Annotated in this window: 21 protein-coding genes; 16 read left to right on the top strand and 5 right to left on the bottom strand. The window is 56.9% G+C overall.

Annotated features, from left to right (window positions below; translation table 11 throughout):
- Positions 1 to 110 precede the first annotated feature (110 nt).
- The 7 genes from rnpA (at position 111) to HMPREF2884_RS03500 (ending at position 6,142) form a co-directional block, all read left to right on the top strand.
- Complete coding sequence (rnpA, locus tag HMPREF2884_RS03530; RefSeq protein WP_049341943.1) at positions 111 to 476, top strand: ribonuclease P protein component; 366 nt, start codon at positions 111 to 113, stop codon at positions 474 to 476.
- Positions 473 to 946, top strand: coding sequence for a membrane protein insertion efficiency factor YidD (gene yidD / locus HMPREF2884_RS03525; RefSeq protein WP_070615722.1), 474 nt, complete (start codon positions 473 to 475; stop codon positions 944 to 946). The genes rnpA and yidD overlap by 4 nt, the downstream gene beginning before the upstream one ends.
- Before the next feature lie 51 nt (positions 947 to 997).
- Complete coding sequence (gene yidC / locus HMPREF2884_RS03520; protein WP_070615720.1) at positions 998 to 1,987, top strand: membrane protein insertase YidC; 990 nt, start codon at positions 998 to 1,000, stop codon at positions 1,985 to 1,987.
- Positions 1,988 to 2,098: 111 nt separating this feature from the next.
- The gene (locus HMPREF2884_RS03515) at positions 2,099 to 2,665 is read left to right on the top strand and encodes a Jag family protein (protein WP_070615718.1); all 567 of its coding nucleotides are present in this window, start codon (positions 2,099 to 2,101) and stop codon (positions 2,663 to 2,665) included.
- Between the two features lies 1 nt (position 2,666).
- On the top strand, positions 2,667 to 3,308 hold the full coding sequence (gene rsmG / locus HMPREF2884_RS03510; protein WP_005504080.1) for a 16S rRNA (guanine(527)-N(7))-methyltransferase RsmG: 642 nt from the start codon (positions 2,667 to 2,669) through the stop codon (positions 3,306 to 3,308).
- Between the two features lie 455 nt (positions 3,309 to 3,763).
- On the top strand, positions 3,764 to 4,606 hold the full coding sequence (locus tag HMPREF2884_RS03505) for a ParA family protein (protein WP_049354148.1): 843 nt from the start codon (positions 3,764 to 3,766) through the stop codon (positions 4,604 to 4,606).
- Positions 4,607 to 4,843: 237 nt separating this feature from the next.
- On the top strand, positions 4,844 to 6,142 hold the full coding sequence (locus HMPREF2884_RS03500; protein WP_070615716.1) for a ParB/RepB/Spo0J family partition protein: 1,299 nt from the start codon (positions 4,844 to 4,846) through the stop codon (positions 6,140 to 6,142).
- A 112-nt stretch (positions 6,143 to 6,254) separates the two neighbouring features.
- Here HMPREF2884_RS03500 and trxA read toward each other — a convergent pair whose 3' ends face one another.
- The 5 genes from trxA to HMPREF2884_RS03475 all read right to left on the bottom strand — a co-directional run bounded on the left by trxA (position 6,255) and on the right by HMPREF2884_RS03475 (position 11,538).
- Positions 6,255 to 6,581 carry a thioredoxin gene (trxA, locus tag HMPREF2884_RS03495; RefSeq protein WP_049351863.1) on the bottom strand — a complete coding sequence of 109 codons (327 nt, stop codon included), beginning with the start codon at positions 6,579 to 6,581 and terminating at the stop codon, positions 6,255 to 6,257.
- A 53-nt stretch (positions 6,582 to 6,634) separates the two neighbouring features.
- Positions 6,635 to 7,669, bottom strand: a complete 1,035-nt coding sequence (gene trxB, locus HMPREF2884_RS03490; protein ID WP_070615714.1) for a thioredoxin-disulfide reductase — start codon at positions 7,667 to 7,669, stop codon at positions 6,635 to 6,637.
- Between the two features lie 247 nt (positions 7,670 to 7,916).
- A complete protein-coding gene (locus tag HMPREF2884_RS03485) occupies positions 7,917 to 9,107 on the bottom strand; it encodes a serine/threonine protein kinase (RefSeq protein WP_246827917.1) in 1,191 nt (396 codons plus the stop codon).
- A 196-nt stretch (positions 9,108 to 9,303) separates the two neighbouring features.
- Complete coding sequence (gene murJ, locus HMPREF2884_RS03480; RefSeq protein WP_070615709.1) at positions 9,304 to 10,968, bottom strand: murein biosynthesis integral membrane protein MurJ; 1,665 nt, start codon at positions 10,966 to 10,968, stop codon at positions 9,304 to 9,306.
- A 66-nt stretch (positions 10,969 to 11,034) separates the two neighbouring features.
- Entirely contained in the window at positions 11,035 to 11,538 is a 504-nt protein-coding gene (locus tag HMPREF2884_RS03475; RefSeq protein WP_070615706.1) for an NUDIX hydrolase, read from the bottom strand.
- A 126-nt stretch (positions 11,539 to 11,664) separates the two neighbouring features.
- On the opposite strand from HMPREF2884_RS03475, the gene HMPREF2884_RS03470 reads away from it, so the two are divergent.
- From HMPREF2884_RS03470 to dnaB, 9 genes are all read left to right on the top strand, one after another.
- Positions 11,665 to 13,089, top strand: coding sequence for a CCA tRNA nucleotidyltransferase (locus HMPREF2884_RS03470; protein WP_070615703.1), 1,425 nt, complete (start codon positions 11,665 to 11,667; stop codon positions 13,087 to 13,089).
- 190 nt (positions 13,090 to 13,279) lie between these two features.
- Positions 13,280 to 13,585, top strand: a complete 306-nt coding sequence (gene rpsF / locus HMPREF2884_RS03465) for a 30S ribosomal protein S6 (protein WP_005504056.1) — start codon at positions 13,280 to 13,282, stop codon at positions 13,583 to 13,585.
- A 97-nt stretch (positions 13,586 to 13,682) separates the two neighbouring features.
- Entirely contained in the window at positions 13,683 to 14,315 is a 633-nt protein-coding gene (locus tag HMPREF2884_RS03460; RefSeq protein WP_005504055.1) for a single-stranded DNA-binding protein, read from the top strand.
- Positions 14,316 to 14,398: 83 nt separating this feature from the next.
- Positions 14,399 to 14,635: a 30S ribosomal protein S18 gene (gene rpsR / locus HMPREF2884_RS03455; RefSeq protein ID WP_004005948.1), complete on the top strand. Its 237-nt coding sequence runs from the start codon at positions 14,399 to 14,401 to the stop codon at positions 14,633 to 14,635.
- A gap of 20 nt (positions 14,636 to 14,655) precedes the next feature.
- Positions 14,656 to 15,108 (top strand): 50S ribosomal protein L9, encoded by a 453-nt coding sequence (gene rplI / locus HMPREF2884_RS03450; protein WP_005504050.1) that lies wholly within the window; start codon positions 14,656 to 14,658, stop codon positions 15,106 to 15,108.
- 228 nt (positions 15,109 to 15,336) lie between these two features.
- Positions 15,337 to 15,642, top strand: coding sequence for a hypothetical protein (locus tag HMPREF2884_RS03445; RefSeq protein ID WP_044142258.1), 306 nt, complete (start codon positions 15,337 to 15,339; stop codon positions 15,640 to 15,642).
- 643 nt (positions 15,643 to 16,285) lie between these two features.
- Positions 16,286 to 17,092 carry a class I SAM-dependent methyltransferase gene (locus HMPREF2884_RS03440; RefSeq protein WP_070615700.1) on the top strand — a complete coding sequence of 269 codons (807 nt, stop codon included), beginning with the start codon at positions 16,286 to 16,288 and terminating at the stop codon, positions 17,090 to 17,092.
- Positions 17,093 to 17,428: 336 nt separating this feature from the next.
- On the top strand, positions 17,429 to 18,445 hold the full coding sequence (locus HMPREF2884_RS03435) for a glycosyltransferase (RefSeq protein ID WP_246827916.1): 1,017 nt from the start codon (positions 17,429 to 17,431) through the stop codon (positions 18,443 to 18,445).
- 105 nt (positions 18,446 to 18,550) lie between these two features.
- Positions 18,551 to 19,906, top strand: coding sequence for a replicative DNA helicase (gene dnaB, locus HMPREF2884_RS03430; RefSeq protein WP_070593509.1), 1,356 nt, complete (start codon positions 18,551 to 18,553; stop codon positions 19,904 to 19,906).
- The last annotated feature ends 632 nt before the right edge of the window (positions 19,907 to 20,538 follow it).

Below are 20,538 nucleotides of genomic sequence, written 5' to 3'. Positions count from 1 at the left end.
CCCCGCCGATGCACACGCATCGGCGGGCGAACTATCATTAAGCGTGAAATACACGCGGAGGTCAGCTTTCTACGCGAGCCGAATCTCCCACACTACGTAAAGGGGAACACGTGCTGCCTCAACGGCACCGTATGCGCACCAGCGCAGAATTCTCCCACGCCTTCCGTTCCGGCATCCGTACAGGACGTCGGAACATCGTTGTATCTACGGCGAAAAATCCTGGAAAAACAACCCAGGTAGGTTTCATTGTGTCGAAGGCGGTGGGCAACGCAGTCACACGCAACCTGGTTAAGCGCCGGTTGCGTGAACTTGCCGCGCTCACCTGCGCCGCGCATCCGGAAGGCTACGCCATTGCTGTGCGAGCGCTTCCCGCCTCCGCGAGCGCCAGCTGGGATCAGTTGCGCCGCGACTACGAATCGGCACTCGAGGCTGCTTTCGCTAAGCTCGACCTGCCTCAGAGCAAGGAGAAGCCGTGAGTCGTTCTCAGCGTGACCGCTGTGAAGAACGCTTCCACGCGCATCACAGTGGCACCTATAGCGCTTCTGCCGAGACTCTGGGCCCCGACGAACTGCTGGCACTAGCGCCTAACGAATTCGTGCGGTCGGAAACTTTCCTGCAGGCTCTCTACGTTCTACCGCAGAACCTGCTGATCGCGTGCATGAAGGCCTACCGCAAGGTCGTCTCCCCCCTCTACGGGGATGTGTGCCGCTACTACCCGACCTGCTCAGCCTACGCCCTGGAGGCGCTGACCACCCACGGTGCGATGGGCGGGCTTTCCTTGACGGTGCGCCGTATTCTGCGGTGTGTTCCCTGGGCGACCGGAGGTATCGACCCAGTCCCGGAGGGGAAGCGTACTTTCGCTCCCGGAGCAGAACCGAAAATTATTCTGCTCAACCACCCCCATCTTTACACCCCTCACACCGGTGGTGACGCCCGCCCTGAGTAGGCGGCGCCTCCCACACAATGACTTAGCCGAGTCCTTAAGGAGTATTCCCGCGTGAATATTTTTGATTTGATTCTTTGGCCGTTTAAATGGATCGTCTCCGTGGTCCTGTGGCTGTTCCACACTCTTTTCACTTCGCTGGGTATGGACCCGGCGTCCGGCCTGACTTGGGTTCTGTGCATTATCTTCCTGACCCTGGTGATGCGTACCCTGACCATTCCGCTGTTCGTCAAGCAGATTAAGGCTATGCGCGGTATGACCGCGATGCAGGGCGATATGGCGAAGCTGCAGGAGAAGTACAAGGGTAAGAAGGACCAGCTCTCCCGCCAGGCGATGGCTCAGGAGCAGATGGAAATGTACCGTAAGCACGGTACGAACCCCTTCGCGTCCTGCCTGCCGATTCTGGCTCAGATGCCGATCTTCTTCGGTCTGTACCAGGTGCTGATGGGCGTTCCCACCGCGGCGCAGAGCAACCAGGGCGTGCTCATGTTGCCGGCTGAACTGGTGCACCAGTTCAATGACTCCCAGATTTTCGGTGCGCAGCTGTTCGCGACCATGATGCACCCGGGTGCCGGTGACACTACCGCGACCGTTGTTCAGGCGGTCATCATGATTGTTCTGATGAGTGCGACCCAGTTCTACATTCAGAAGCAGCTGAGTGTGAAGAACATGTCGGAGGCAGCTCTGAACTCTCCGATGTTCCGTCAGCAGCAGATGATCATGTACATCTTCCCGATCATCTTCGCTGTTTCCGGTATTAACTTCCCGCTGGGTGTTATGTACTACTGGACCGTGTCGAACCTCTGGTCGCTGGGCCAGCAGTGGTGGGTTATCCGCAATAACCCGACCCCCGGTTCTCAGGCGGAGCGTGAGCTGAACGCTCGCCGTGCAGCGAAGGGTCTGCCCCCGATTGGTAAGACCCGTGAGCAGCACGAGAAGGAGCTGCAGGAGGCTCGTGAGCGTGCCGCAGCTGGTCAGCGTCAGCAGCCGGTCGGTAAGAAGCGCCAGAAGCAGCAACGCAATAAGCAGAACGGAAAGAAGTAGTTTTCTTCCGTGATTCGGGCCGGGTTCTCGCCACGTGTGGCGCGGGCCCGGCGCCGTGTATGAGATACTTTTTACCCCTAGGACACCCCTCCGAACACCCTGAGGATTATTGTGACTGAAGCTATGGAATATGAGGACGAGCAGCTCGTTGAGGAGCAGCTGGTAGAGGAGCCCGTTGAGGGCGAAGAAGACAATTTTGAGGACATCGAGGAAGAAGGCGATATCGCCGCTGATTACCTCGAGGAGCTTCTCGATATTGTCGATATGGACGGCGATATCGATATTGAGGTGCGCAATAACCGCATCTATCTTTCGGTCTTCAATGACGACGATGACAATGAGGAACTGCGCCACCTAGTTGGCCGCCACGGTGAGGTGCTGGAGGCTCTGCAGGAGCTGGTGCGCCTCTCCGTCCTGGCTGGTAATGGTACCCGTTCCCGCCTGATTCTGGATGTTGCCGGCTACCGTGCAGAGCGTCGTGAGCAACTGGAGAAGATTGCCGCTGATGCGATTGAGAAGGTGCGTGCTACCGGTCGTGATGAGCACCTGAAGCCGCTGAGCCCGTATGAGCGTAAGGTTGTGCACGATGTGGTGGCCGCCGCTGGCCTATACAGCGAGTCGGAGGGCGAGGGTCCTCGCCGTCACGTGGTGATTTCTCTTCCCGAGGTAGGAGCCTAGTATGGAGACTTCGATGGTTACTCTCAGCGAGAGTGAGCGCGCCGCCGCGGAGGCTGTGTTCGGTGAGCGTCTGCCCCTGGCGGAGCGCTACGTGCAGCACCTGGCGACGACCGGCATTGAGCGTGGCCTGATTGGTCCGCGTGAGGTGCCGCGCCTGTGGGCTCGCCACGTGCTGAACTGTGCTGTGGTGCAGGAGTATATTGCTCCGAATGCTTCGGTGGCTGATGTTGGCTCTGGTGCTGGCCTGCCCGGTCTATGCTTGGCGATTGCTCGCCCGGATTTGAAGCTGACTCTGATTGAGCCTCTGGAACGCCGTGTCATCTGGCTGAATGAGGTTGTCGAGGATCTGGGCCTGGAGAACGTGACCGTGCTTCGTTCGCGTGCTGAGCAGGCTGTGGGTGCTGTTGAGGCTGATGTGGTGACTGCGCGTGCTGTGTCCGCTCTGGTGGGCCTGCTGGACATTACTCTGCCGATTCTGCGCGGCACCGGTGAGCTGCTGGCTCTGAAAGGTCGTAGCGCCGCGGAGGAGATTACTAAGGCGAAGAAGAAGCTGAACCGTTACGGTGCACGCGAGACTGAGATTCTCACCGCCGGCGGCGACCTGCTTGAAGAGCCGACGACGGTGGTTCGAGTTCGCCTCTAAAGGTTTCACCCTGAATGGGCGGTACCGCAATGAGCCAGTGAATAGGCTGGCTTACGCGGTACCGCCCATTTTTTATGCGCTGGCTTGCCGGGCGTGCGCGGCAATTGCATCCGTAGAGTACATAGAATGACCTCTCGCGTGGAGTATTGACCTGATGCCGGGTACCCTTAAGGAAGGATTGAAACCTTAGACTCTTCTACATCAAAGCCTGATGGTACAGTAGGGCACTGAGCCCTTCAGAACCATTCGGGTAGCACCAATGTTTCACGTGAAACATTGCAGACTTCATCACCTCGCGGAGTATGTTTCACGTGAAACATGTCGGGAATGAGTAGTGGCAGGGGAGTAGGGGAGTAGACCCGCCTCGCGCACAAATACCGCAGAGTATTGCCACACGCGAGGCATCAGACGAAGCATCACCGTAGACACACCACCCGGAATATGGAAGGCACCCGATGACTCCTCAAGCTCAGAAATCTGCTGCAGATTTGCTCCCCAAGCCTGTGCATACGCGTGTCTTCACCGTGTCGAACCAGAAAGGTGGCGTGGGTAAAACCAGCACCGCCGTGAACCTCGCAGCCGCGCTCGCGGAGGCTGGACTGAACGTCCTGGTAATCGACAACGACCCGCAGGGTAACGCCTCGACCGCACTGGGCATTGAGCACGGCGTGGATGTTCCCAGTGTCTACAACGTTCTGATTGAGGATAAGCCGCTTTCTGAAATTGTTCAGGAATGCCCCGACATGCCCGGTCTGTTCTGTGCCCCCGCCAATATCGACCTTGCGGGCGCGGAGATTGAACTGGTCTCCCTGGTGGCGCGCGAGACTCGCCTCAAGAATGCCCTGATGGATTACACCGAATGGCGCGAGAAGCAGGGTATGGAGCGCCTGGACTATGTCTTCATCGACTGCCCGCCGAGCCTCGGCTTGCTGACCGTCAATGCCTTCGTTGCGGCAGAAGAGATTCTGATTCCGATCCAGTGCGAGTACTATGCCCTGGAAGGCCTGAGCCAGCTACTGAAGAATATTCAGATGATTCAGAAGCACCTGAACTCCAAGTTGCGCATCAGTACAATCCTGCTGACCATGTACGATGCTCGTACCAACCTGGCATTCCAGGTGGCAGAGGAGGTGCGCGAGCACTTCCCGGAGGAGACTCTGGGTGTAAAGATTCCTCGTTCGGTTCGTATCTCTGAAGCTCCCAGCTATCAGCAGACCGTCATCACCTACGATTCTTCGTCGACTGGCGCTCGCGCCTACCGTGAGGCAGCACAGGAGCTCTCGCGCCGATCCGCATAATCTAAATTTTTTGAAATGAGCCCTTTTTGGATTGTCTATCGATGATTCAAAAGGGCTCATTGCGTGCGGTATTTTCTGGGTGAAACACGAGAAAACATCCTTAGAGAATTAATTATTGGGAATAATTTGGATTATGTGCTGTGCAGTTTTCACTCCTGCTTTCGGGTGCTTATTTCGTTTACACTAGATGAAGAAGAAAAAATGAGCGGGCTCGTCCGGGAGTCCTAAGGAGTAACGATGGCTGAAAAGCGACGCGGCTTGGGTCGTGGCCTGGGGGCGCTGATCCCTCAGAGTACGAAGAATTCTGGTAATCCTGAGGCGAAGGCATCCGAAAAGACTGCTGCAGTAAAGACTGCACCCAAGAATGTGTCTACTCCGATTGAAGAGCCGATGACTGACGGTCTCTTCGAAATGGCTCACGAGGCTAAGCCGGAGAAGCAGCGTAAGAGCACTAAAGCTGAGTCTGTAGAGGCTAAGCCTGCTGAAGCTGCACCCGCTCAGGAAAAGTCAGCTGAAGCTGAGAAGGTAGAGGAGAAGGTCGAATCTCCCGCCTCCTCGCAGGATGTTTCACGTGAAACATCGAAGAAGAAGCCTCGCGTGGATATGGGTGCGGCACTGCGCAACACCACCCTGACTCGCCGCCCGGTGGACTTCTTCTTTGGTGAAGATGTCTCCACCCCGCAGTCCGCTTCTGAGGAACAGAGCGGCCTGGTTCCGGTTCCCGGTGCCCAGTTTGCCGAGCTGAACGTTCGCGATATCCACCCGAACCGCAAGCAGCCCCGAACCGACTTTGATGAGCAGGACATGGAAGAGCTCATCCACTCGGTGCGTGAGATTGGTGTTCTGCAGCCGATCGTCGTGCGTCCCTCGCGCGAAAACGGCACCGAAAAGTATGAGCTGGTCATGGGTGAGCGCCGCTGGCGTGCAACCCAGGCGGCTGGACTGACCACCATCCCGGCGATTGTTCGTGAGACTGAAGACGGCGACCTGCTCCGTGACGCCCTGCTGGAGAACCTGCACCGCAGCCAGCTGAACCCCATTGAAGAGGCGGCGGCATACCAGCAGCTCATGGAGGAGTTCGACACTACTCAGGAGCAGTTGGCTAAGCGTATTGGTCGTTCTCGCCCCCAGATTTCGAATACGATTCGTCTGCTGAAGCTGCCGGCTCTGGTGCAGCGTCGCGTTGCGGCGGGTATTCTCTCCGCGGGTCACGCGCGCGCCCTGCTGGCTCTGACGGACCAGGCTCAGATTGAGACTCTTGCACAGAAGATTGTGAATGAGGGACTGTCGGTTCGCGCAACTGAGGAGCTGGTGAACCATGCATCCGGCGCTGCGGAGGTGAAGGAGCGCAAGGCTCCTCAGCCTCAGAAGCACCGTGAGCGCCTGGATTATATTGCGGAGGCTTTTGCTGACAAGCTCGATACTTCGGTGAAGATTTCGCTGGGTGCTCGCAAGGGTAAGATGACCATCGAATTTGCGAATGTTGAGGATCTGAACCGCATTATCCGCGTTTTGGATTCTGATTTCTCGGGCTAAATTTTCGCGTAAAACAATATTTAGCAACTGAAATCAGTTGTATATACAAAAAACCCTCGGTGATGTTTCACGTGAAATATCACCGAGGGTTTTTCTTTAGCTTCTCGAAAGATTAGCCCAGGTGCTCGGAGAACTCAGCCAGCAGAGCGGGCTTCGTCTTAGCACCTACGGTCTTCTTGATGACCTCGCCATCCTTGAAAAGGTAGATGGCGGGAATAGAGGTAATGCCGTACTTCATAGCGGTATCGCCATTCGCCTCAACATCTACCTTGACCACGTCGACCTGACCGGCGTACTCGCCAGCGATCTCGTCAATCACGGGGCCGACCATGCGGCAGGGGCCGCACCATTCAGCCCAGAAGTCCACGATAACGGGCTTGTCGTTCTTCAGAACCAGTTCGTCAAAAGTGGCATCAGTTGCCTGCTGTGCACTGCTCATGGAGTGCTCCTTTCTGACACGGGGTGGATTCCCCTGCGAGTAATACGAATAGTTTAGAGGTTTTCGAGGTAGTGCTGCGCGTCCAGAGCGGCAACAGCACCGGAACCGGCAGCAATAATTGCCTGGCGGTAGGTTGGGTCAATCACGTCACCGGCAGCGAAAACGCCGGGAACGGAAGTCTTCGAGGAACGACCCTGAACCGCGATGGTGTGGTTCTCGGTAATCTCCAGCTGGTCACGTACCAGTTCCACGCGAGGATCGGAGCCAATAGCGATGAACAGACCCTGAACAGCCAGCTGGCGCTCAGAACCGTCCTTGGTGTTGGTCAGGGTGATCGACTCGAGGTTGCTCTCGCCGTGAACGGCGGTGACAGCCGAGTCCCAGACAACCTCAATCTTCGGGTTGTTGAACACGCGGGTCTGCATGATTTCCGAAGCGCGGAAAGAGTCGCGGCGGTGCACCAGGTACACCTTGGATGCGAAGGTCGTCAGGAACAGTGCCTCCTCCAGTGCGGAGTCGCCACCGCCGACCACTGCGATTTCCTTGTCCTTGAAGAAGAAGCCATCGCAGGTTGCGCACCAGGAGACGCCGTAACCGGAGAGTCGGTCTTCGCCCTCGATGTTGAGCTTACGGACCTGAGAACCGGTGGTCATGATGACGGTCTTTGCCAGGTGAACGGCGCCGTCAGCGGTGTAGACCTTCTTCACGTTGCCGGTGAGTTCAACCTTCTCTACGTCCTGGTAGCGGATGTCAGTGCCGAAACGCTCAGCCTGCTGACCGATGTTCTCCATCAGCTCGGGGCCCTGGATGCCCTGAATGAATCCGGGGAAGTTCTCGACCTCGGTGGTGTTCATGAGGGAGCCGCCGGGCGCCAGGGAGCTGGCGAAGAGGACAGGCTTCAACTCGGCGCGTGCCGCGTAGATTGCCGCGGTGTAACCAGCGGGGCCGGAGCCCACAATAATGACGTTGTGGACGGTTGCGTCGGCCTCAACCTCGGCTGCCGGTGCCGCCTTGGTGGCGGGTGCGGAAGCGAGGTTCAGATTGCCCAGGGCGGAGCCTCCGAAGAGGCCTCCCAGATTCTCAGTCATCAGATATATCTTTCCGTTGTAGGTCTTTCGTTCTGCCCCTATAACAGGGCTTTATCCTCGATTATTCCATTTTTGGGGGACCCTTATCCAGATACTCCGCGCACTGTGAATCTTTGAGTAGCGGCCCAGCCATAAAGAGTCATAAATGGACATCAAAAAGGGCGGGGCTTCCGAACCGTTGAGTTCAGAAGCCCCGCCCTTGTGTCTGGGGGTGCGAGCGCCCTGTCGGCGTCGCGTTATGGGTTGATTAGTCCACCTTGATTTCGTTGATGCGCAGACCGTAACTCCAATTTCCAATCGGCAGGGAGAGGCGGGGCAGCTCGTTGACCACGATGATCACGTAGGCGCCCTTTTCTGCGCTCTGCTTGGAGGTGTCCAGGGTGACGACTGCGTCCTTGCCTTCGAAGGTGCCCTTGCCGACCTCAACCGCACCGTTCAGGGATGCGGAGCTGTTGGTGTAGACGGTGAAGGAGCCGCCGGTGCCGGTGTTCTGCTGGATGGTCAGCTTGGAGACGACGGTGGGGGTCTGCAGCTTCAGTGCCAGGCCGAATTCCTTGATGGTGCCGGCGTAGTTGGCGGTGCCGAAGCCGTAGCTGATCCATGCGGTGTTGGCGTTACCGTCGGTCAGGTTCGGGATGAGGGTGTCCATGTCGCTCATGAACGTGGTGTCCGAGGGCGCGAAGCGGGCTACGGACGCGATCTTAGCCGGTGCGTTCGACGCCTTAGCGGTCGGGGATGCCGATGCGTTGGCGCTTGCCTCAGCCGATTCGGAAGCTGATGCGGACGTCTTAGGGGTGTGGGGGCCGGCTGCCTGGTTGGAGCCGATTGCGCCGAGGGAGGTGAGGATACCGCCTGCAACGATGACGAGCAGCAGGACTGCTGCCAGGGCGACGGCCCAGGTGCCGCGGCTGCCGTCTTCTTCGTCTTCGTCATCTTCGTAGATGCTGGTGGGTTCGGAGTACGCGGTGACGGCGGTGCCGTCGGATGCGTTCCAGTTCTTGGCAGCGGTGATGCTCTCCTGGTTGGCAGTGGAGGTGGAGACCTTCTCGTAGGTGTTGGGGGAGCTGCCGCTTTCGGAGTCGCCGAAGATTTCGGTGCCCAGCGCGTCTTCTGCGTTGGAGAGTGCGTGGTTTTCGACCAGCAGGGTGTCCAGCAGGGTGTCGGGGCGGGTATGGGAGGTGACGAGGTAGCGGCTACCTTCGGGGGTGATGCCCAGGTCGAGGATCTGGATGTTGCCGCGTGCGTTGGTTGCGAGCGCGCGGGAGTTTGCTTCCAGCAGTGCGCTGCGGCTGGGCGATGCGACGACGACCGAGACCTTACGGTTGAGAATCTGGTCGGTGCCTTCAAGCACCATGTCGGATTCTGCCGTAATGATGATGTGTGCGGTGATCTCGTAGCGGCCTCCGAGGACCGATCCGACCGGAATCTGTTGCGACAACGTGTTCTCCCGAGGTGGTTTCATAGTGCCTGCCGTGTGGCGGGCCCTGACTATTAGATTCTACCCGGCATTGAAGGATGCTGGGGCTGAGTGATAGTTTGTGGCGTCCGGGTGGCTGCCTGCGTCCTTTGCGGGCCCCGGTGTGGGGTGCGGTGGGGGCGCGGGCAGCTACCCGGGTTGGGCGTTGTGTGCTGCTTTAGCGGCGGGCAAAACGCTCAAGTTTGGAGGTGAGGGGTGCCAGTAGTGCGTTGGCTTCCTTGACGCGGAAGATCTGTATACCGGCGAGGTATGCCAGTCCCATGACGGTGCCGCATACGGCGAGGGTGATGATTGCGGTGAGCTTAGATGCCCAGGCGAATCCGTCGAGCTGGTAGCCGCCGAGTAGCCAGAGTGCGATGGCTGCGATGCCGCCGGCAAAGAGGGATGCGAGGATGGTGCGGGCGTAGGTGCTGACGATGCCGCGCTGGCCGTAGTAGCCGAGGCGGCGGCGGACCATGTGGTGGCTGATGAACAGGATCAGGATATTGTGCACCGGGTAGATGAAGGCGAGCATGTACACGGTGTACTGTGCGTCGAGCAGGGACGCTGCGAAGCTCATGATGACCATGATGATGGCGGAGTACACCTGGATGCGGAAGGGGGTGCGTGCGTCTTCGCGGGCGTAGAGCACGCGGCTGTAGAGGTAGTTGATGGTGAGGGTGGGGGTGCCGAGCGCGGTGATGACGATGAGCTTGGCGATGATGGTTGCTGCGATGGGGTCGCCGCCGCTGAAGAGTACGGCGACGGGGCCTGCGAGTACCATGAGCGCGACCATGCAGAAGACGGTGGCTACGGCTGCGTTGCGCAGGCCGTGGGAGAGCGCGTAGATGACGCTGTCGCTGTCGTCGGCGATGGCGGAGGCGCTCATGCGGTTGAAGAGCACGGTGGCGATGGAGATGCCGATGACGCCGTGCGGGAGCATGTACAGCATGGAGGCGTAGTTGAGTGCCTGCAGGCCGGGGATTTGGATGCCGAGGGCGGCGTAGTGTTCGCGCTGGCCGACGATGCCTGCGGCGACCTTGGTCATGTAGAGGAATGCGAGGTTGGAGATGATGCCGGAGGCGAGGGTCCAGGCGGCGAGCTTGGAGGCTGCGCGCAGGCCGATGCCTCGCCATCCGAAGTCGGGCTTGAGGTGCAGGCCGAGCTTGCGTAGGGGGATGAACAGGACGAGTGCCTGCATGATGACGCCGAAGGTGGAGGAGCCGGCGAGCACGAGGGTTTGTGCGTTGGTCCAGGATTCTACGGTGTGGATGGGGTGGGGGTTGGGGGTCTGTGCGCCGAAGAGGAAGATGAAGAGGAACAGCGACAGGATGGTGATGACGTTGTTGAGTACGGGCGACCACATGTAGGCGCCGAATGCGTCTTTGGCGTTGAGGACCTGTCCGATGACGGTGTAGAGGCCGTAGAAGAAGATTTGAGGTAGGCACCAGAGGGAGAAGATGAAGCCGAGCTGTCGTTGTTCGGGGCTCCATCCTGAGCCCATGATGCTGATGATGGGCCAGGCGCAGGCGACGGTGATGATGGTGATGAGGCCGATTGCGGTGACGGTAAGGGTGACGAGTTTGGAGATGTATCGTGCGCCGCCGTCTTGTGCTTTGGCTGCCTTGATGATTTGCGGTACGAGGACTGCGTTGAACACGCCGCCTGCTACGAGGACGTAGATGAGGTTGGGTAGGGTGTTGGCGGTTTCGAAGACGTCGCCGACGGTTGAGAGTGAGCCGATGGCTACGGTGAGCAGGATGGTCTTGACGAATCCGAGGATGCGCGAGACGAGGGTGCCTGCTGCCATGATTGCGCTTGAGCGGGCGTCGTTACGTGCCACGTATGTCTCTCCTGTTTCGGCGGGTGATTGCTTCTTTTAGTTTTTGGGGCTCTATTTAACGGGTGTTTAGAGCTGGGTGGTGATGTATTCGCGCGCACTGCGGGCTATGTGTTGTTCGTTGGCGAATGAGAGGCGGGTGGGGAGCTCTTCGAGGGGGACCCATGCGACGTCGATTGCTTCGTGGTCGGGGTCGTTGTCGATGCTGAGTTCGCCGCCGGTTGCTGCGAAGAGGTAGTGATGCACGGTTTTGTGGATGCGCGTGCCGTTGGAGGTGAACCAGTAGGCGATGGTGCCGAGGGAGGCTACGGGGTAGCCGGTGATTCCGGTTTCTTCGCCGATTTCGCGTTGTGCGGCTTCGACGGTGGTTTCGCCGTGTTCGATGTGGCCTTTGGGTAGGCACCATTCGCGTTGTCCGTTGCGGTTGATGCGGGCGATGATGGCTACGGGTAGCTGTTCGGGTCGGTCAAAGTCGATGATGAGCCCGCCTGCGGAGACTTCTTCGGGGGCGGGTACCGCTCGCGCGGGCGCGGTGAAGCGCGTTTTGGGGGCGCGGGGTACGGGAATGCTCATGGTTCTACCTTAACCGATATGTGAGGGTTTGTGTGTCTCGGTTTGGGGTGAGATAGCTGTCTTTGGTGGGGTGTTATGGGTGTGGGGTGGGCGCGTGGGTAGTTTTTCTGGCACGATTAAAGGATTATGTCGCTGTTTATTGATGTTGTGTCGAAGTACCCGGATGCCGCCGAGCTGGGAGAACTGTACCGTGCGGCGGGTTTTGAGCTGTACTTGGTGGGCGGTATTGTCCGCGACAATCTGCTGGATGATGGCGGCCATTTCACTGATTTTGATTTGACGACGGATGCTACTCCGGAGCAGAGCGAGCAGATTTTGCGTGCGTGGGGTGAACACACGTGGGATATCGGTAAGGAGTACGGCACGATTAGTGCGCGTAAGAACGGCGTGGTGTATGAGGTGACCACGTACCGTGCTGAGGTGTATGTTTCGGATTCGCGTAAGCCGACGGTTGAATTCGGCACGGATTTGAGCGCCGATTTGGTGCGTCGTGATTTCACGATTAATGCGATGGCGGCGGCTTTGCCCAGTGGTGAGGTTGTTGACTTGTTTGGTGGCGTTGAGGATTTGCGTGCGGGTGTTTTGCGTACTCCGCGCTCGCCGGAGGAGTCTTTTTCTGAGGATCCGCTGCGTATGATGCGTGCGGCTCGTTTTGCTGCGCGTTTTAATCTTGAGGTTGCCCCGGAGGTTTTCGAGGCGATGCGTGAGATGGCTGGCCGTATTGAGATTATTTCGGCTGAGCGTGTGCGTGATGAGCTGGTGAAGCTGATTGAGGCGGATTATCCGCGGGTTGGTTTGAACCTGCTGGTGGATACGGGTCTGGCGGATTATGTGTTGCCGGAGCTTCCTGCGTTGCGTATGGAGATGGATCCTGCGCATCACCATAAGGATGTGTATGCGCATTCGTTGAAGGTGATGGAGCAGGCAATGGAGAAGGAGACGGACAAGGATGGTCCGTGCCCGGCTCCTGATTTTATTCTGCGTTTTGCGGCGTTGATGCACGATATTGGTAAGCCGAAGACTCGTAAGTTTGAAAAGGACGGCTCCGTCTCGTTCCTGCACCATGAGGTGGTGGGCGCGAAGATGGTGAAGAAGCGTATGCGTGCGCTGCGTTTTGATAATGACACGATTAAGGCTGTGGCTCGTCTGGTGGAGCTGCATATGCGGTTCTATGGTTACCGTGAGTCGGGTTGGACTGATTCTGCGGTGCGCCGTTATGTGCGTGATGCGGGTGATCAGTTGGAGCGTCTGCATCGTGTGTCGCGTTCTGATGTGACGACTCGTAATCGTCGTCTGTCGCGTTCGCTGGCTGAGGCGTATGACGATTTGGAGCGTCGTATTGCTGAGTTGGCTGCTCAGGAGGAGCTGGATTCGATTCGTCCGGATCTGGATGGCGGTCAGATTATGCAGATTCTTGGTATTGCGCCGGGCCCGGTGGTGGGTGAGGCGTATAAGTTCTTGTTGAATGTGCGTCTGGATGAGGGTTCGCTTCCTGAGGAGGAGGTGAAGGCTCGTCTTCTGCAGTGGTGGGAGCAGCGTCGGGAGGCGTAGCTTCTGCGGTTTTTGGTACCGCATCGCATGGTTGAGGTCACGCGGTGCGGTACTGTTCTATCTGCTTTTTCTCGTGTATTGTTAAGAAATCTATGCGTGTTCCCCGCCCGGTGTGTTTCACGTGTAGGGCACAATGAATCTCCTGCTATGGAAATCCCATAGCCGTTTAGCCCAAAGGAGGGGTTTAATCATGCGTGCATATGAACTGATGGTTATCCTCAGCCCCGAGGTTGAGGACCGTGCGGTTGAGCCGTCGCTGTCCAAGTTCCTCGAGATCGTGACCAACGAGGGTGGTTCCGTCGACAACGTCGACATCTGGGGCCGTCGTCGCCTGGCATACGAGATCCAGAAGAAGTCTGAGGGTATCTACGCAGTGGTGAACTTCACCTCTACCCCTGAGACCGCAGCTGAGCTCGATCGTGTTCTGAACCTGAACGAGTCCGTCATGCGTACCAAGATCATCCGCCCGGAGGATCAGAAGATCTCCAGCAAGTAGTTGTTTCTTGCCGGTCGGCTGACCCCCCCTAAAAATGTCAGGGGGTTGCGCTGTACTGGATTCAACATACTTGTAACTCTTATCGAGGAGGCATCAAATGGCAGGCGATACCGTTATTACCGTTATTGGTAATCTGACTGGCGATCCGGAGCTTCGTTACACCCCTGCGGGTGCGGCGGTTGCTAATTTCACGATCGCATCGACTCCGCGTACTTTTAACCGCCAGACGAACCAGTGGGAGGATGGGGAGACCCTGTTCCTGCGTGCGTCGGTGTGGCGTGGTTACGCTGAGAATGTTGCAGAGACTCTGAAGAAGGGTACTCAGGTTATCGCGCAGGGCCGTCTGAAGTCTCGCTCGTACGAGACCAAGGAAGGCGAGCGTCGTACTTCGTTTGAGCTTGAGGTCGAGGAGATCGGCCCGACTCTGCGTTTTGCTACTGCTCAGGTGACTCGCGCACAGCGTTCTGCCGGAGGTAATAACTTCGGTGGCGGTGCGCAGGGTGGCTTTGGCGGTGGCGCTGGGTACAACGCTGCTGCTCAGGGCGGTTTCTCCGCTCCTCAGCAGAACAATTTTGCTGCTGCTCAGGGTAATGGTTACTCTGGCCAGTCTGGCTACTCCGCTCCGGCTGCTCCGGCGGCCCCCGCAGCTCCTGCTGCTGATCCGTGGAGTTCTCAGTCTGGTGGTAACTATGACTGGGGTAGCGGCGCCGACGACGAACCTCCGTTCTAAGCCGGTTTCGTTTTCCGAATAGTAATTTATCAATCCATCCCGCGGTTATCCGCCGCGGGCTCCCAACTCTAAGGAGCACCACGATGGCTAAGGCTGAAATCCGTAAGCCCAAACCCAAGCAGAACCCCCTCAAGGCTGCTGACGTCACCGTTATCGACTACAAGGACGTCGCACTTCTGCGCAAGTTCATCTCCGACCGCGGCAAGATCCGCGCTCGCCGCGTGACTGGCGTGACCGTTCAGGAGCAGCGCAAGATCGCTCAGGCTATTAAGAACGCCCGCGAAGTTGCACTGCTGCCCTACTCCGGCGCTGGCCGCTAAAGAGAAGGAGAGACAGTAACATGGCTAAGATCATTCTGACTCAGGAAGTTTCCGGCCTCGGTGCAGCTGGCGATGTTGTCACCGTTAAGGACGGTTACGCACGTAACTACCTGCTGCCCCGCGGCTTCGCCGTGACCTGGACCCAGGGTGGCGAGAAGCAGGTTGAGTCCATCCGCGCCGCTCGTGCGGCTCGTGCTAAGGCTTCTCTGGAAGAGGCTCAGGCAATTGCTGCGTCCCTGGCTGCTAAGCCGGTTGTCGTTGCACACAAGGCTGGCGCTGACGGCCGCCTGTTCGGTACCGTCAAGGCTGAGGCTATTGCTGAGGCTATTGAGGCTGCTGGCATTGGCTCCGTTGACAAGCGCACCATCCACCTGGGTTCCGCTATCAAGCGCACCGGTGAGTACAAGGTGACTGTCCGCCTGCACGCTGACGTTGTTGCTAACGTTGTCCTGGACGTCGTTGCTGCTGCGTAAGTAGATTTTTAGATATTTGACGCTGGTGCTTTGATGCTGCGGCGTTGAGTGTCGGACGGGGTGTCCCTCTTCGTGAGGGGCACCCCGTTTGTTGTATTCGCTCCTGTACATGTTTCACGTGAAACATTGTTTTTGGAGGCTGAGAATATGTGTTGTGCTACAGAAGGATTGGTGGTTAGAGCGGGTGCGACTGCGAAGTACGCCAATTGACCCCGTAGACTGGTAGACATGGCTCGATCTTTTTCACGTTTGTCTTCTAGCGCTCAGCTTCTGTCCACAGGTGTGGTGTTGGAGTGCGTCAATTTGCTGCTGTGCGCTCTAGCGGTTATCCCATTTGCGGACGCTAATGTCGCTACTGCTCTTTTGCTTCTTTTGCTGGTGGTTGGCGGCCTTGCATCCAGTGTTGCGCTGGTGTGCGCGCTGGTGGGTCTGGTGAAGTTCCGTCAGTACCGCGTGGCTAATATTTGCTTGGCGGTTATTTCTGTAGTGGCTAACCCGTTGGTGCTGCTGGGTCTGTATATGGCGGCTTATTAGCCCGGTTTAGAGTCCGCAAACTGCACAATATCAAAGCTCTCAGGGTTCTGTTGGTTTTCTCCCAGCTTGTTTCCAGCGAAATTCAATCCTCCCATAAGGTTGGGGGTGTTTACTATAAGTGTTGGTTCGAGAGGACTGCGATGTGAATGTGTGTGTTTCGTGTAGCGGGGTCGCCCGCTAGCGAAAGAAGGATGGCAAGGCAAAAGCGCCTTGCCTTTCTTCTTTTAAAGCGACTTGTAGTTTCCGCGTGAAATCCGGGGTGCCGCACCCTGATTTTGAAGAAAAATCTATTCCCAGCTTTCTTACAGCTTTAACCTACAGGGAATAAAGGTTTACGTGTAATACTTTATATAGATGGTTCGAGAGGACCATCAGAAAGTTGGACTTTCCTTGCGGAAGTGGCTCTGATTTTCGTATGTATGTGTGTGTGATGAGACTGGGGTTGGATCGAGAGGTCCAGCTCCAGTCTCTGTTTAATCTCTAGGGTGTGCAGCAAGGGTGGCTGTAGTGGTGTTGCGGCATGCTGTAATAAAGGGCAACCCACTTCTATATAACGTCATATTTCCTTTCTTGGGGTGGCGGGTCTAGAATTAGGGAAGATAAATTTTGCATATTAAATACAAGTATTGAGGAGTTGTCTTCCGTGTCTAAGACCCCTTCCGTTCCCGGTACCGACCGCCCCGCCGACAAGGCGGCAGGTCACTGGCTGCTGGCTCAGCTGGGCAAGAAGGTTCTGCGCCCCGGCGGCCGCGAGACCACCAACTGGCTGCTGGCTCGTGCTCTGGGCGGCGACATTGACGTCGTGGAGTTTGCGCCGGGCCTGGGTATTACCGCCCTGGAGATTGTGAAGCGTTCCCCCAAGAGCTACACCGGTGTGGATCTTGATCCCAAGGCTGCTGAAATCGTGTCCGAGCGTATTGGTGCGTCGACTAAGCCGAACTACCGTGTAGTGAACGCTAGCGCCCAGGAGACCGGTCTGCCCTCGGAAAGCTACGACGCCGTGGTGGGCGAGGCGATGCTGACCATGCAGACCGATAAGCACAAGCTGGAGATTATGCGTGAGGCGGCTCGTCTGCTGCGTCCGGGCGGCTACTACGCTATTCACGAGATGTCGCTGGTTCCCGATTATCTGCGCCCCGAGCTGAAGGAAGAGATTCAGAAGGATTTGGCGCGCACTATCCGTGTGAACGCCCGCCCGCTGACTGTTGCCGAGTGGACTGCGCTGGCGGAAGAGGCTGGCTTTGAGGTGCTGGATGTGTACCAGACCGATATGGCTCTGCTGGAGCCGAAGCGTCTGCTGGCTGATGAGGGTCCCGCTGGCGTTGCGAAGATTGCGTTCAATCTGGCGCGTAAGCCGCAGATTCGTGAGCGTGTGCTGGGTATGCGCGGTGTGTTCCGCCGCCACGCGGACCACATTGGCGCTATCGGTCTGATTCTGCGTAAGAAGTAAGACAGAATCACACCGCAAAGCTTATACAACGAAACGGAGCCCCAGTATTCCCCTCTATCCGAGGGAATACTGGGGCTCCGTTTTACACTGAGGTGTATGAGCCGCGGTGTATGAGCCGCAGAATCGGCTCAGTCACGTGTGCGCCTGCCGGAGTTTGTTATGAGCCGTATTCTTTTCTCTCCTGAAAGCTTCAATATGGGTGAAACCACGCGCTGTATTGAGATAGCGCGTGTGGCTCGGGAGCGAGGTCATACGGTCTTGTTCCACGTGTATTCCCCTAAGTATTTGGGGCTACTGGAAAGCGCCGGGCTTCCTGTGCATCTTCGTGAGCCAATCATGAGCGATGCTGAGGCGGAGCAGATTATGGCGTTGGATCAGGGCAGGGGAGTGCGGCATCCTTTCACGACCGATATGGTGCGTCGGCGGGTCGCCGCTGAGCTTGAGGCTATTCGTGACTTTAGAGCGGATGCTGTGGTGATTGGTTCTAATCTGACGATGCTACTGTCTGCGCGTATTGCGGGTGTCCCTATTTTCTATGCGCGCCCGTACGCTTACTCGTCGACGTATTTTTCGAAGAAACCTGTAGGTGGCGAGCTTGCGGCACCGGGGTGGTTGCGTGCGGTGGCGCGGGTGTTGTCGTATAAGCCGGCTTCTTTTACTCGTGTGGCGCGTGAGCATGGGCTGAGGCTTCCTCGCCGTACTGTGGATATGCTCAGCGCCGATGTGAATCTTATCTGTTCTCTGTTTACGCAGCTGCGCGGGGATTCTTTGGTGGAGCCTGATGTTGGTGTGGGTCCTATTTATTACCGTGCACCCGGTGAGCTGCCGCAGATTGTTCGCGTGCCTAGAGAGCGGCCACTGATTTACGTGGGAATGGGCTCATCTGGCTCCGCAGATATTTTGGTGCAGGTGCTGCAACAGTTGTCAGCCGCTCCGGTGGATGTGCTGGTCGGCGGCGGGGTGCAGCTCTCGGATACCAGCATGCTGGGCAGCAATATCCATTTCGCTGGGACTGTTCCGGCGCATCTGCTTGCCAGCCATATTGATGCCTCGATGACCCACGGCGGTGAGGGGACGGTACAGACGGCGTGCCTGGCGGGTGTGCCGTTTGCCGGTATTGCGATGCAGGCTGAGCAAAGCTGGAATATTGAGGAGTGCGTGCGCTACGGTAACGCCCTGCGCTTTACGAAGAATGATGTGCGCCGCGGCAATGTGCGCGATATTCTGGGCCGTCTGCTCAGCGATGAGGGCATGCGCGCTAGGGCGCGGCAGCTGGGTGAGGCAATGCGCACTATGGATGGCGCGGCGCTCGCCGTTGAGAAGATTGAGGATTATCTGCGTGCTCCCCATTAGGCATGTATGTGTTTCGCGTGTGCCTTCGTGAGAAACTAGCATAAGAGTTCTGCAGAAATTATTTCTGGAACGTCGTAGATATCGGATTGGAACGCGAGGATAAGCATGTCTGAAACTGCCATTGATTATGGTTCCCGCACTATGCCTCATGATGATGTGGCTGAGCAGTCGGTGCTCGGTGGCATGCTGCTGTCGAAGGACGCTATTGCGGATGTGGTTGAGAGCCTGCGTGCGTCTGATTTCTATAAGCCGGCGCACGAGACGATTTATGAGGCGATTCTTTCTCTTTATGGTCACGGTAGCCCTGCGGATGCGATTACGGTTGCTGATGAGCTGAAGAAGCGCGGCGAGCTGACTCGTGTGGGTGGCGCGTCCTATATTCATACGCTGATTGCGTCGGTTCCGACTGCTGCTAACGCTCAGTATTACGCTGAGATTGTTAAGGAGCACGCGATTATGCGCCGCCTGATTGAGGCGGGTACGAAGATTGCTCAGCTGGGTTACGCCAATGAGACTGAGGTTGATACTTTGGTCGATCAGGCGCAGGCTGAGATTTATGCGGTGACTGATGGTAACGCGAAGGAAGATTATGTGTCTTTCTCTGATGCGTTGGAGGAGACCATCAATGAGATTGATGCGAACTCGAACCGCCCCGATGGCGTGTACGGTGTGCCGACTGACTTTATTGAGTTTGATGAGCTGACCGGTGGTCTGCACGGTGGCCAGATGATTGTTATTGCGGCTCGTCCGGGTGTGGGTAAGTCGACTTTGGCTCTTGATATTGCTCGTTCTGCGTCTATTCATCATCAGATGACGACTGTGTTTTTCTCGCTGGAGATGAGTCGTACTGAGTTGGCGATGCGTATTCTCTCTGCGGAGGGCAAGATTTCGATGGGTCGTCTGAAGAAGGGCGACCTGGATACTGAGGGCTGGACGAATCTGGCGACTCTGCAGGGTCGTATTGATTCTGCGCCTCTCTTTATTGATGATTCGCCGAATATGACTCTGATGGAGATTCGCGCGAAGTGTCGTCGCCTCAAGCAACGTAATGATTTGAAGCTTGTGGTGCTGGACTACCTGCAGCTGATGAGTTCGGGTAAGAAGGTTGAGTCGCGTCAGCAGGAGGTTTCGGAGTTCTCTCGTAGCCTGAAGCTGTTGGCTAAGGAGCTGGATGTTCCGGTGATTGCGCTGTCTCAGTTGAACCGTGGTTCGGAGCAGCGTACTGATAAGCGTCCGATGGTTTCGGATCTGCGTGAGTCGGGTTCTATTGAGCAGGATGCGGATATGGTGATTCTGCTGCATCGTGAGGATATGTATAACCCGGATAGTGAACGTGTGGGTGAGGCGGACATGATTATCGCTAAGCACCGTGGTGGTCCAACTCGTACTATCCCGTTGGCATTTAGCGGTAAGTACTCGCGCTTCAACAATATGGCGAATGAAGCGCCTCCCCAGTACTAACCCCGTACTCAACTAATTCAGTACTAAGCGTTTCAGTACTAAGTTTCAGCACTCTGTAGCTGTACCCCTCTTCTTCTGTTCCTTTCGGGATGGAAGGGGAGGGGCTTTCTGTATCTATAGGTATGGGCGCCCAGGCGCATGGTTAGGAATCGTGCAGGGTTAGGAATCAAGCGCAGGGCATGGGAATAGGGGCTGCGGAGGGGGCTCTAGAGGGCATTCTGCGAGGGTTTGAGTGGTTTCTTCTGCGTTTATAAGGTTTTTTGGAAGGTTTTTAAAGATTTTTTAGCACCCATAAAACGCACTGACTAGGTAGTTTGGTGTTTGTGAGGGTGTTTGAGACCCTTTCGAGGCCCTGTTTGTGTCCTAGTTCACCCATTTTCGGGTTGCAGACCCATTTCGGCATCTGTATAGTTGTATGAGTCGCCGCGGCGAGGAGGAAAAAACGAAGAACTTCTTCGGTGTTTCTCCTAGTAAGAAGCGGTTGAATGACTTTCAATTGTATAGTGTTTTGGTTTCTTGCTTAGAAGATTCTTGATCATCTGAATGGTGATGTTGGAGGAGTTTAGGAAAGAAACATTGTGGTGTGAATCACGGAAAACAGATTTGCATGGCAAACGAAACGCTGGTATAGT

This window comes from Rothia sp. HMSC073B08, assembly GCF_001812975.1.
Taxonomy (GTDB): Bacteria; Actinomycetota; Actinomycetes; order Actinomycetales; family Micrococcaceae; genus Rothia; species Rothia mucilaginosa.
Note: the sequence above shows the minus strand (reverse complement) of the source record. Positions and strands in the feature narration are given on the sequence as shown.